12 protein-coding genes are annotated in these 12,788 nt (G+C 51.7%); all 12 read right to left on the reverse strand.

Annotated elements, in window-relative coordinates; translation table 11 throughout:
- Position 1 precedes the first annotated feature (1 nt).
- Positions 2-1,084: a phospho-N-acetylmuramoyl-pentapeptide-transferase gene (gene mraY / locus A7Z29_RS09480; protein ID WP_000964122.1), complete on the reverse strand. Its 1,083-nt coding sequence runs from the start codon at positions 1,082-1,084 to the stop codon at positions 2-4.
- Positions 1,078-2,436 (reverse strand): UDP-N-acetylmuramoyl-tripeptide--D-alanyl-D-alanine ligase, encoded by a 1,359-nt coding sequence (murF, locus tag A7Z29_RS09485; RefSeq protein ID WP_105290132.1) that lies wholly within the window; start codon positions 2,434-2,436, stop codon positions 1,078-1,080. Before murF ends, mraY begins: the two co-directional genes overlap by 7 nt.
- Entirely contained in the window at positions 2,433-3,920 is a 1,488-nt protein-coding gene (gene murE / locus A7Z29_RS09490; protein ID WP_105290133.1) for a UDP-N-acetylmuramoyl-L-alanyl-D-glutamate--2,6-diaminopimelate ligase, read from the reverse strand. Before murE ends, murF begins: the two co-directional genes overlap by 4 nt.
- Positions 3,907-5,673 (reverse strand): peptidoglycan glycosyltransferase FtsI, encoded by a 1,767-nt coding sequence (gene ftsI, locus A7Z29_RS09495; protein ID WP_000642204.1) that lies wholly within the window; start codon positions 5,671-5,673, stop codon positions 3,907-3,909. The genes murE and ftsI overlap by 14 nt, the downstream gene beginning before the upstream one ends.
- A gap of 15 nt (positions 5,674-5,688) precedes the next feature.
- Positions 5,689-6,054 carry a cell division protein FtsL gene (ftsL, locus tag A7Z29_RS09500; RefSeq protein ID WP_000625658.1) on the reverse strand — a complete coding sequence of 122 codons (366 nt, stop codon included), beginning with the start codon at positions 6,052-6,054 and terminating at the stop codon, positions 5,689-5,691.
- Positions 6,051-6,992 carry a 16S rRNA (cytosine(1402)-N(4))-methyltransferase RsmH gene (gene rsmH, locus A7Z29_RS09505; RefSeq protein WP_000970479.1) on the reverse strand — a complete coding sequence of 314 codons (942 nt, stop codon included), beginning with the start codon at positions 6,990-6,992 and terminating at the stop codon, positions 6,051-6,053. Before rsmH ends, ftsL begins: the two co-directional genes overlap by 4 nt.
- Position 6,993: 1 nt before the next feature.
- The gene (gene mraZ / locus A7Z29_RS09510) at positions 6,994-7,452 is read right to left on the reverse strand and encodes a division/cell wall cluster transcriptional repressor MraZ (RefSeq protein WP_000488288.1); all 459 of its coding nucleotides are present in this window, start codon (positions 7,450-7,452) and stop codon (positions 6,994-6,996) included.
- A 601-nt stretch (positions 7,453-8,053) separates the two neighbouring features.
- Positions 8,054-9,058: a catabolite repressor/activator gene (gene cra / locus A7Z29_RS09515; protein ID WP_000762401.1), complete on the reverse strand. Its 1,005-nt coding sequence runs from the start codon at positions 9,056-9,058 to the stop codon at positions 8,054-8,056.
- An 81-nt stretch (positions 9,059-9,139) separates the two neighbouring features.
- Entirely contained in the window at positions 9,140-9,226 is an 87-nt protein-coding gene (locus tag A7Z29_RS23210; protein WP_032224418.1) for a hypothetical protein, read from the reverse strand.
- Between the two features lie 11 nt (positions 9,227-9,237).
- Positions 9,238-9,729 carry an acetolactate synthase small subunit gene (gene ilvN / locus A7Z29_RS09520; protein WP_010355142.1) on the reverse strand — a complete coding sequence of 164 codons (492 nt, stop codon included), beginning with the start codon at positions 9,727-9,729 and terminating at the stop codon, positions 9,238-9,240.
- 2 nt (positions 9,730-9,731) lie between these two features.
- Positions 9,732-11,456 carry an acetolactate synthase 3 large subunit gene (gene ilvI / locus A7Z29_RS09525; RefSeq protein WP_032224415.1) on the reverse strand — a complete coding sequence of 575 codons (1,725 nt, stop codon included), beginning with the start codon at positions 11,454-11,456 and terminating at the stop codon, positions 9,732-9,734.
- 317 nt (positions 11,457-11,773) lie between these two features.
- Entirely contained in the window at positions 11,774-12,718 is a 945-nt protein-coding gene (gene leuO, locus A7Z29_RS09530) for a transcriptional regulator LeuO (protein ID WP_010345415.1), read from the reverse strand.
- Between the last annotated feature and the right edge of the window lie 70 nt (positions 12,719-12,788).

Genomic DNA, 12,788 nt, shown 5'->3' on the forward strand with positions numbered 1-12,788 from the left:
ATTAACGTACCTTCAGCGTTGCCAGACCAATCAGGACCAGCATCAGCGAAATAATCCAGAAACGCACAATGACGCGCGGTTCCGGCCAGCCTTTCAGTTCATAGTGGTGATGAATCGGCGCCATGCGGAAAATACGTTGCCCGCGCAGTTTAAAGGAGCCGACTTGCAAAATAACCGACAGGGTTTCGACGACAAACACGCCGCCCATAATCACCAGCAGGAATTCCTGACGCAGCAGTACGGCGATAATGCCCAACGCGCCGCCTAATGCCAACGAACCAACATCGCCCATAAAGACCTGTGCCGGATAGGTGTTAAACCACAGGAAGCCCAGCCCTGCTCCGACTATCGCGGTACAGACAATGACCAGTTCCCCTGCATGTCGCAGATACGGTATGTGTAAATAGCTGGCAAAGTTCATGTTGCCGGTCGCCCACGCCACCAGCGCAAAACCACCAGCGACAAATACGGTCGGCATAATCGCCAGGCCATCAAGACCATCGGTCAGGTTTACTGCGTTACCGGTGCCGACAATAACGAAGTAGGCCAGCAGGATGTAGAACAAACCTAACTGCGGCATCACATCTTTAAAGAACGGTACAACCAATTGCGTTGCTGGCGTGTCTTTCCCGGCAAGGTACAAAGCGAAAGCAACACCCAGCGCAATGACCGACATCCAGAAATACTTCCAGCGTGCGATCAACCCTTTGGTGTCTTTGCGCACGACTTTGCGATAGTCATCAACGAAGCCAATGATGCCGTAACCAACCAGCACCACCAGTACGCACCAGACATACGGGTTAGACGGGTAAGCCCACAGCAGTACGGAGATCACAATCGCCGTCAGGATCATAATCCCGCCCATAGTCGGCGTACCGCGCTTGCTGAAGTGCGATTCCGGGCCATCGTTACGCACCACCTGACCAAAGGAGAGTTTTTGCAGATGAGCAATCATGCGCGGCCCCATCCACAATGAGATGAACAGCGCGGTCAGCAGGCTGACGATGGCGCGAAACGTCAGATAGGAAAAGACGTTAAAGCCGGAATAATATTTGACCAAATGTTCGGCCAGCCAAACTAACATGTCCCATTCTCCTGTAAAGCGCGTACTACCTCTTCCATGGCAGCACTACGTGAACCCTTAACTAAAATCGTAATCACCTGTTGCTCTGCAATCAGTGACTTAAGACGCGTAATTAACGCGGATTTATCAGCAAAATGTTCGCCAACACCGCTGGCGGTGCTGATAGCATGGCTTTGTTTACCCACGCTTAATACACGGTCAATACCGGCAGCTTTTGCCGCTTCGCCCACCTGTACATGGCAGGCTTCGCTTTCAGCGCCCAGTTCCGCCATATCGCCGACAACCAGTACACGGTAGCCCGGCATCTCAGCCAGAACCTGAACAGCGGCGGTCATGGAACCGACGTTAGCGTTGTAGGAGTCGTCAAGCAGCAACTGGTTTTCCGCCAGTTGAATGGGGAACAAACGACCTGGAACAGCTTTCAGATTTGCCAGCCCCGCTTTGATAGCATCAAGCGTTGCGCCCACGGACATGGAGAGCGCAGCGGCTGCCAGCGCATTCGCAATATTGTGACGCCCTGGTAGCGGTAGCAGAGCATCCACGCTACCCGTTGGGGTTTGCAGGGTAAATTCCGTACCGTGCGAAGTCACATGGATATTGGTGGCGGTAAAATCGCTGTTGTTAGCATTCGGTGAGAAGCGCCACACTTTGCGTGAGCCAATCACACTCTGCCAGTTCAGCCAGTCATTGTTGTCGGCGTTCATAATGGCGATACCGTTTTCCGGCAGGCCGGTAAAGATTTCGCCTTTCGCTTTTGCCACGCCCGCCAAAGAACCGAAGCCTTCCAGATGCGCCGCCGCCAGGTTGTTGACCAGCGCCGCTTCCGGGCGAGTCAGACTCACAGTCCAGGCAATTTCGCCCTGATGGTTCGCGCCAAGTTCAATAACTGCGTAATCGTATTCCGGCGTTAAGCGCAACAGCGTCATCGGCACGCCGATGTCGTTGTTGAGATTGCCTGCCGTATAAAGCGTGTTGCCGCACTGGCTTAAAATCGCCGCCGTCATCTCTTTAACGGAGGTTTTGCCGGAGGAACCTGTCAGAGCAACCACGCGCGCCGGAACTTGCTGGCGAACCCATGCAGCCAGTTCACCAAACGCCAGACGCGTATCTTTAACGATTAACTGCGGCAGATCGATATCCAGCGGACGGCTAACCAGTAGTGCGCCCGCGCCGCCAGCTTTCGCCTGGTCAGCAAAGTCATGAGCATCGAAACGTTCGCCTTTCAGGGCAACAAACAGGCAGCCCGGCGTCAGTTTTCGCGTGTCAGTGGTTACAGCATCAAGGGTGATATCTGCACCTTGCAGTTCACCGTTGAGAATATCGGTAAGTTGGCTAAGGGTTACGCTAATCATGCAATCACCCCCAGCAGACGCGCCACCGTGACGCGATCGGAGTAGTCCAGACGCTGATTGCCAACAATCTGATAATCTTCATGGCCTTTGCCCGCGACCAGCACCACATCATTCTCTTTAGCCTGCATAACGGCGCACGTTACCGCTTCAGCGCGGCCTTCCATCACTTTGACATGTCCGGCGTCTAACATTCCCGCCAGAATATCGTTGATGATAGCGCGCGGTTCTTCGGTACGCGGGTTATCGTCCGTCACCACCGCCACGTCAGCAAATTCTTCAGCAATTGCGCCCATCAGTGGACGTTTGCCTTTATCACGATCGCCGCCGCAGCCGAAGACGCACCACAGCTTGCCCGCACAGTGCAGGCGCGCCGCCTGTAAGGCTTTTTCCAGTGCATCCGGCGTATGCGCGTAATCCACCACCACCGTCGGTTTGCCTGGTGCAGTGAACACTTCCATACGTCCGCAAACCGGTTGCAGACGCGCGGCGGTTTTCAGCAGATCGGCCAGCGGATAGCCCAGCGCCAGCAGTGTCGCCAGCGCCAGCATCAGGTTGCTGACGTTAAAAGCGCCCATCAAGCGGCTTTCTATTTCCCCATCGCCCCAACTTGAGCTAAAGCGAATAGTCGCGCCACTGTCGTGATAGTTCACGTCGATCGCTTTCAACCAGCGGCCATGACCGTTCGGATTGATATTGTCTTCCATCGACACCGCAACCGCGTCCGGCAGTTTTGCCAACCAGCGACGACCCACTTCATCATCAGCGTTAACAATCGCCTGACCGCAATGATGTTCAGAATAAAGCAACCATTTCGCCGCTTCGTAGTGTTCCATATCACCATGATAATCAAGGTGATCGCGGCTTAAATTAGTAAAGACCGATGCCGCAAATTTCAATGCCGCCACACGGTGCTGTACCAGCCCGTGGGAGGAAACTTCCATCGCGCAAAAAGTCGCGCCCTGATCCACCAGCCCCGCCAGCTCATGCTGAACGTCAACTGCCGATCCGGTTGTATTTTCCGTCGGGATGACTTTCCCCAGCAGGCCGTTACCAACGGTGCCCATTACCGCGCTGGTTTCGCCAAGCAGTTGGCTCCACTGCGCCAGAAGCTGGGTAGTCGTGGTTTTGCCGTTGGTGCCCGTTACGCCCACGAGACGTAAATTGTCAGAGGGTTCATGGTAAAAGCGGCCCGCCAGTGCAGATAAACGCTCATTGAGCTGGCTGAGATAGATGACCGGTACGCCGTGCATTTCACGGATTTCACCGTCGGTCGCCTCATCTTTCGCCTCTGCAATAATGGCAGCCACACCTTGCGCTATCGCCTGCGGGATATATCGACGCCCGTCCGCCTGATGACCTACTACAGCTACAAAGAGATCGCCCGCCGCAGCCACACGGCTGTCGAGTGTCATCTCTCGCAGTGCTCGCGAAGGTGCGTCTGGCACCCACGGAGCAAGAAGGTCGCGCAAATTACGATCTGCCACCTGTCCCCTCGCCTTGATTAATCACAAATTCATTTTTATCGCCCGTTGTCAGCGCATCCGGCTCGATGTTCATGGTACGCAATACGCCGCCCATGATGGCACCAAAGACCGGCGCGGAAACGGCGCCGCCGTAGTATTTACCCGCCTGCGGATCGTTGATAACAACAACCAGCGCGAAGCGCGGCTGACTCGCAGGCGCAACGCCTGCGGTATAAGCAATATATTTATTGATGTAGCGACCATCCGGCCCGACCTTTTTCGCAGTACCGGTTTTAATGGCGATACGATAGCCTTTAATCGCCGCCTTCACGCCACCGCCGCCCGGTAGCGCCACGCTTTCCATCATATGCACCACGGTGCGAACAATGGATTCCGGGAAGACACGTTCACCGGGAACCGGGGGGTCAACTTTAGTAATCGACAGCGGGCGATAAATGCCGTAGCTGCCGATAGTTGCGTAGACTCGCGCTAACTGTAACGGTGTTACCATTAGCCCGTAGCCGAAAGAGAAGGTGGCCCTCTCTATGTCAGACCACCGTTGTTTTTGAGGATATAAGCCACTGCGTTCTCCGACCAACCCCAAATTGGTCGCTTTTCCCAGTCCAAAACGTGAGTAAGTGTCTACTAACGCTGAGGACGGCATCGCTAACGCCAGCTTGGAAACACCGACGTTACTCGACTTCTGTAATACCCCGGTCAGGGTTAATTCGCTGTAGCGCGCCACGTCTTTGATTTCGTGGCCGTTAATTCGATAAGGAACGGTATTCAGTACCGAGTTTTCCCGCACGACGCCGCGTTGCAGCGCAGTCATCACCACCATCGGCTTGACGGTTGAACCTGGTTCAAACACGTCGGTGATGGTACGGTTACGCATCGCCTCTTTCGGCGTGCCACTCAGATTGTTTGGGTTATATGACGGGCTGTTAGCCATCGCCAGCACTTCACCGGTGTTGACATCCACCAGCACGGCACTACCGGATTCCGCCTTGTTAAAGGCCACCGCGTTGTTCAGTTCGCGATAAACCAGCGCCTGCAAGCGTTCATCAATACTCAGCGCCAGGTTGTGCGCTGCCTGGCTGTCGGTGGAAGAAATATCTTCAATTACGCGACCGTAGCGGTCTTTTCGCACAATGCGTTCGCCCGGCTGCCCGGTAAGCCATTTATCGAAACTCTTCTCGACACCCTCAATCCCCTGACTATCGACGTTGGTAAAGCCGATGAGGTGAGCGGTCACTTCGCCAGACGGATAATAACGGCGAGATTCTTCACGCAGATGAATCCCCGGTAGTTTTAGTTTCTTGATGTAGTCCGCCATGTCAGGGTTTACCTGACGCGCCAGATAAATAAAGCGTCCTTTCGGGTTGGCGTTAATGCGGGCTGAGAGCTGATCCAGCGGAATGTTAAGCGCGTTAGCCAGCGCCTTCCAGCGGTCACCGACGCTGATACCACCAGCGTCATGCACTTCTTTTGGGTCAGCCCAGATCGCTTTTACCGGCACACTTACTGCTAATGGGCGACCAGAGCGGTCAGTAATCATGCCGCGTGAGGTGGATACTTGTTGAACGCGAAGAGAGCGCATGTCGCCCTCTTTAACCAGCATATCCGGGGAGATAACCTGTAACCACGCTACGCGCCCGAGCAGAAAAGCCAGCGCCAGTAAAATACAGCCGCATAACAACGCAAAACGCCAACTGATAAAGTTGGCATGTTCTTCCTGACGTTTTGGTTTCTGCGTTTTCGCCGCTGCTTTCATGCGTCGCGTTTATCCTTATTTTTGCACTACGATATTTTCTTGTGATGGATCGACATGCTGCATTTGCAGCTTCTCCGTGGCGATCCTTTCCACCCGGCTATGGTCGCCGAGCGCATTCTCTTCAAGAATCAGGTTGCGCCATTCAATGTCTAAAGCGTCTCGCTCCAGCACCAATTGTTCGCGCTGAGCGGTCAGCAAACGGGTATGGTGTGCTGTGGTCACCACAGTCACCGCCGTCAAAATAATGCAAATGAACAGGCAGAGTGGCAGCTTCCCAAATCGCAAAAGATCGTCACCAATGACGCCAGGCAAGGCATGGCGCTCGTGACTTCCCATCGATCCTTTAACTTTGCTTAGAGCTTCTGTCACTCTGCTGATCATGCGTTCGTCCTCTCTGCAATACGCAGAACTGAACTACGGGCGCGAGGGTTCTCTGCCACCTCTTCTTCGCCCGGCATCAACTTGCCTAGTGCTCGCAACTGACGGCCACCCAGTTTTTTGAGCTGCTCTTCGGTCATCGGTAATCCTGCCGGAACCTGCGGACCACGACTGTTTTCACGCATAAAGCGTTTCACAATACGGTCTTCCAGCGAATGAAAACTGATGATCGAAAGCCGCCCACCTGGCGCCAGCACGTTGAGCGAGCTTTTTAGCGCCTGCTCTATCTCCTCCAGTTCACTGTTTACCCAGATGCGCACCGCCTGGAAGGTACGGGTCGCGGGATGTTTGAATTTGTCCTTCACCGGCGTTGCCGCCGCCACCACTTCTGCCAGTTCTTTGGTGCGTGTCATCGGCTGTTCGCGGTTACGCTCGACAATGGCGCGCGCAATACGTTTAGCGAAACGTTCTTCGCCATACGTTTTCAATACCCAGGCGATATCGGCTTCTTCGGCAGTTTGTAGCCATTCGGCAGCGGATTGACCGCGCGTCGGATCCATACGCATGTCCAGCGGGCCATCGCGCATAAAGGAAAAACCGCGTTCAGCATCATCGAGTTGTGGTGAAGAGACGCCAAGATCGAGGAGAATGCCGTCAATCTTGCCGATAAGATCACGCTCGGCGACATATTCGCCCAGCGCGGAGAAAGGTCCATGTATGATGGAGAAGCGCGGATCATCAATAGTCTTCGCAACGGCAATAGCCTGCGGATCGCGATCGATCGCCAGCAAACGTCCCTCTTCGCCAAGCTGCGAGAGGATCAGACGTGAGTGACCACCGCGACCAAAAGTTCCATCAATGTAGATACCGTCAGGACGGATATTGAGGCCATTTACGGCTTCATCCAGCAGCACCGTAGTGTGTTTATAGTTTTCCATCATTTTATAGAGACAAGTCCTGCAGCCGCTCCGATAAGTTTTCGGTAGCCAACTGTTCTGCGTCGATATCTTCCCTGACTTGTTGATGCCAGGTTGTTTCATCCCACAGTTCAAACTTATTGAACTGTCCAACCAACATCACTTCTTTTGTCAGCCCGGCATGTTGCCGCAGTACTGGCGCGATTAACAATCGACCTGCGCCATCCATCTGACATTCGCTGGCATGACCTAACAGAAGGCGCTGCACACGGCGCTCAACCGGGTTCATGCTCGACAGACGCGATAATTTTTGCTCGATAATTTCCCATTCAGGAAGGGGGTAAAGCAGCAGACATGGGTGATGAATGTCAATGGTACACACCATTTGACCGGCAGCGTTCCCGAGCAGCTCTTCCCGATAACGGGTGGGCACCGATAAGCGCCCTTTACTGTCGAGATTGACTAACGTTGCTCCCCGGAACATGCCAGTCTTCCCCCAATTACCACTTTATCCCACAAATTCCCACTAAAAGGAGTTTACGGAGCGGAGGAAAAGCTTGTCAAGCCAGGAACATTCCTTACCGAAGCAAAAAACCCGATGTTTACGACTAATATCTGCATTGTTTAAAAATCGCCCAACGAACGAAGCAAATTAACGTTATGAATAGTTGTAAGAAAAAATCCCACTCATCATTACCGTTTTAAAAACGACTTCTTTTTCCTTAATGAAAATATAAAGTGTCAGTTTGCGACGCGAGCGGCATTTTAGGACATATCGCCCCCGGATAACAGTCCCTGTTGCGCACGCGCCATGCCTGACGTCAGCGACTTTGCGTAAAAGATTAGAAAAGTGTTTGTTTAATCGGCAATTGCCGATTTGCATGTAACAAAATAATGCAATCGCAATCCATCGTTACGACTTAATTATCATTAAGCACATCGAATGAAGTTAATTGGTGAGATATTTAGAAGGTCTTATGGATAATAGTCAGGAATAGTCTTATTTACATAAAGGATATTGATGTCCAATTACGTACTCAATGCGCCAGCCGCAATCAACCGGCGCATCATTTTTTGTTTAACGTTTAGCTACGACTGAGTACGCCGCGACGATAGAGATTTCGTTTGATGCGCGTTAAGCCTGGTTTTGGCTTACGCGGCTCGTCCAGACTCGCCAGGACAATCTCCAGCACGCGCTCAGCGACATCCCGATGACGCTGAGCCACGGCCAGCACAGGACATTGTAAGAAGTCGAGCAATTCGTTATCGCCAAAGGTGGCAATCGCCAGATCGGAAGGCAGTTTACCATCGCGACGCAACGTGACATCCATCACTCCCTGCAACAATGCAAAAGAGGTAGTGAACAGCGCCTGCGGCATCGGATGCGTTTCCAGCCATTTTTCGAATAACTGGGCAGCAGCTTCCCGCTCATAGCTATTGGCATAAAGGAAATGCACTTCGCGCGGATCATCTTTCCAGGCAGTTCGGAAACCCTGCTCACGCAGGAAGCTGACAGAAAGCTCCGGCAGCGCGCCAAGATAAAGTACTGTTTCGGCCGGAAACTTACGTAACTCTTCCGCCAACATTTCGGCATCATCCTGGTCGGCACCAACCACGCTGGTGAAATGTTCACGATCGAGGGCGCGATCCAGCGCGACAATTGGGAACGGGTCATTAGCCCAGCGTTGATAGAAAGGATGCTCTGGCGGCAGCGAAGTCGAAACAATGATGGCATCGACCTGACGCTGTAAAAGATGCTCAATACAACGCATTTCGTTGTCTGGCTGATCTTCGGAACAAGCAATGAGTAGCTGATAGCCGCGTTGACGCGCCTGGCGTTCAAGATAGTTAGCAATGCGGGTATAACTTGTGTTCTCAAGATCGGGGATAACAAGACCAATAGAACGTGTGCGTCCAGCACGAAGCCCAGCCGCCACGGCATTCGGGTGGTAATTGTGCTCACGCACCACTGCCATGACTTTCTCAACGGTTTTGTCGCTCACACGGTATTGCTTCGCTTTGCCGTTAATAACATAGCTTGCAGTGGTTCGCGACACTCCCGCCAGCCGAGCGATTTCATCCAGTTTCACAATTGCCCCTTGCGTAAAATGTAAAAACCATAACCATTGTACTGGTATGGATTAAATTCATTAACATCTAAGCGCAGAAAATTAACTGCGGCAACTGCTTTTATTCCAGGTTCCTACTAAATTCGCAAAAAAAGCCCAACGTGACTTATTGGGCTGCAAATTGCACATTGAGATCATTCTCAACGCATTATTTTATCGCCGCGCGAAAGACCGACGACGCCGGAGCGGGCAACTTCAACAATTTTCGCCACATCGCGAATCGATGCTAAAAATGCGTCGAGTTTATCGCTGGTGCCTGCCAGTTGAACGGTATAAAGCGAAGGCGTGACATCAATGATTTGCCCACGAAATATTTCCGTATTGCGTTTCACTTCGTCACGTCCATAGCCGCTGGCCTGAATTTTCACCAGCATAATCTCCCGCTCAACGTGCGCGCCCTGCCCTAGCTCGCTCACGCGCAACACATCGACCAGCTTGTGTAATTGCTTTTCGATTTGCTCAAGCACTTTTTCATCGCCCACGGTCTGGATAGTCATGCGCGATAATGTCGGATCGTCGGTTGGCGCAACGGTCAGGCTTTCAATGTTATAGCCACGCTGGGCAAAAAGGCCGATCACGCGGGATAACGCGCCTGATTCATTTTCGAGTAATACTGATAATATCCGGCGCATAATCAGGTTCTCTCCGTTTTGCTTAACCACATTTCATCCATTCCGCCCCCGCGAATCTGCATCGGATAAACGTGCTCACTGCCATCGACGGTGACATCAACAAATACCAGGCGATTATTTCGTACCTGTTCCAGCGCCTCGCCAAGTTTACTTTCCAGCTCATCCGGGCGCGAAATCTGGATACCAACATGACCATAGGCTTCTGCCAGGCGGACGAAATCTGGCAGAGATTGCATATAAGATTGTGAATGACGGCCGGAATAGATCATGTCCTGCCACTGTTTCACCATCCCCAGATAGCGGTTATTAAGATTCACCACCAGCACCGGAAGCTCGTATTGCAAGGCTGTAGACAGCTCCTGAATATTCATCTGAATACTGCCGTCGCCAGTAACGCAGACCACAGTTTCTTCCGGCAACGCCATTTTGACGCCCAGCGCCGCAGGTAAACCAAACCCCATGGTGCCGAGGCCACCGGAGTTGATCCAGCGACGCGGTTTGTCGAAAGGATAATAAAGTGCGGCGAACATCTGGTGCTGCCCGACGTCGGACGTAACGTAAGCGTCCCCCTTCGTCAGTCGCCAGAGCGTCTCTATCACCGCCTGCGGTTTAATCTTTTCGCTCTGAGTGTCGTATTTCAGGCACTGGCGAGCGCGCCACTGTTCAATTTTCTGCCACCAGTCGCGGATTTCATCCAACGGTTGGTGAGCCGTTTCTTGTGCCAACAACTCCAGCATTTGATCCAACACCAGCCGCGCATCGCCAACGATCGGGATGTCGGCGGTCACGGTTTTTGAGATCGAGGTAGGATCGATATCAATATGTAACACCGTCGCATTTGGGCAGTACTTTGCCAGATTGTTAGTAGTGCGGTCATCAAAGCGTACACCAACCGCAAAAATGACATCGGCATTATGCATTGTCATATTGGCTTCGTAAGTGCCGTGCATTCCCAACATTCCCAGCGCCTGACGATGCGTTGCCGGAAACGCGCCTAATCCCATTAATGACGAGACGACAGGAAGATTAAGTTGCTCAATAATCTGTTTGAGTTGTTGATGGCAAGCCGCAGTCACTGCACCACCGCCTACGTAAACGACCGGTTTTTTCGCCGCAGCCAGCGTTTGTAGTGCACGTTTAATCTGCCCTTTATGACCCAACGTTGTCGGGTTATACGAGCGCATACTGACCGATTCCGGCCAGACGTAAGGTAATTTGTTCGCCGGATTAAGAATATCTTTCGGTAAATCAACCACCACCGGACCAGGACGCCCGCTTGCCGCCAGCCAGAAAGCCTTTTTCAGCACCTGCGGAATGTCTTCCGTTTGCTTAACCAGAAAACTGTGTTTAACCACCGGTCGGGAAATTCCCACCATGTCACACTCCTGAAAGGCATCGTAACCTATCAGCGAGGTTGCCACCTGCCCGGAAAGGATAACCAGCGGAATGGAGTCCATATAGGCGGTGGCGATACCGGTAATTGCGTTGGTGGCTCCAGGACCCGATGTCACCAGCACAACGCCCACTTCTCCGGTCGCCCGCGCCAGGCCATCGGCCATATGTACCGCTGCCTGCTCATGACGAACTAATACGTGATCAATACCGCCCACGGTATGCAATGCATCGTAAATATCAAGGACCGCGCCTCCGGGATAACCGAATACTTGCTTAACGCCCTGATCGATAAGCGATCGGACGACCATCTCGGCTCCAGACAACATCTCCATGGCTTGCCTCACTATTTGGCGGAAAAAATGTGTAAAACACATTAACCGTCCGATCTTGCTTAAGCAATTGACAAGCAGAGTCACAAGCGTGAAGAAATAAGAATAAACAGGAGGAAAGGAGAAAATAAACGATAAAATAATCCAGAATGGCGGACAGAATTGATAATAAATCGGTCAAATTCGACCAGTTACAGCAATTTCTCTATTTTTTCATTATTTCTAAAATCAGGGCAAACACGTATTCAGAATAAAATTCTACATTTAATAAAAAATGCAGAATAAACCAGAATTACGCGCCTGATTTATTCTGCCTTTGTTTAACGTTTACAAATAGAGACTAATTGCTCTTCCATCCATTGATGGCCTTTATCACGCCCGGCAGCCTCATGCCAGGAGAGGTAACAGGTTCTGCTATTTTGTTTTAATGGCAGCGGTAATACCTGTAACTCTAAGGACTCAGCGAACTCTTCAGCCAGCCAACGCGGCGCAATAGCAACCAGATGCGTTTGCGACACCACGCTAAGAACGCTCATCATTGCCATGCCCTGATACGCGATACTGGCTTGCTTATCTACCGTGTCATACCACGGTTGACTAAATGACGCGAAACGATCAAGCGAAACCGCCGCATGTTGTTCGTTATAAACGTCATGTTTCAGTAATGGGCCTTTAATAGTCGGATGGTTCTTGCTGGCTACCAGCACCATTTCATCTTTAAATAATGGCACACTGGTAAATTCAGGACGATGGAAGTCTTCATAACTAATAACAAACTCCGTTTCCTGATAACGTAGCTGATGTTCGGTGTTCTGATTTAATGAAGACTTGAATATCACATGAATATTTGGCGCGATTTGCTCAATGTGATTATAAATCTGCGAGGTAAGAATGCTATCTAACGGGCTGCAAACGCAAAGATGGAATACACGTTCGCTGCTGGCCGGCTCAAAACCTGAACCTGGTAATTCGTTTTGCACTAATTGCAGCGCCTGACGCACAGAGCCAAAAAGTTGAAAAGCGCGGGCAGTCGGTTGGATACCACGCCCATAACGAACAAAAAGCTCGTCATTAAACATCACCTTCAGGCGTGCAACAGCGTTACTGACCGCAGGTTGCGACATGCCCAGAACATGCGCGGCACGGGTAATGTTCTGCTCCTGCATCACGGCATCGAAAACGGTTAATAAGTTTAGATCGACCATGCGTAGCTGTGGCTTACTTAACTCCGCAATTTCTGGATGATCTGTTTTTACCTCTGACATAGTTAACTCCACTGTCACACTTAACTCCCTTTCCCTTATTGGAATGCAGAGAAATAATCCTGAAAAATAT

It is taken from the genome of Escherichia sp. MOD1-EC6842 (assembly GCF_002965705.1).
Classification (GTDB): domain Bacteria; phylum Pseudomonadota; class Gammaproteobacteria; order Enterobacterales; family Enterobacteriaceae; genus Escherichia; species Escherichia ruysiae.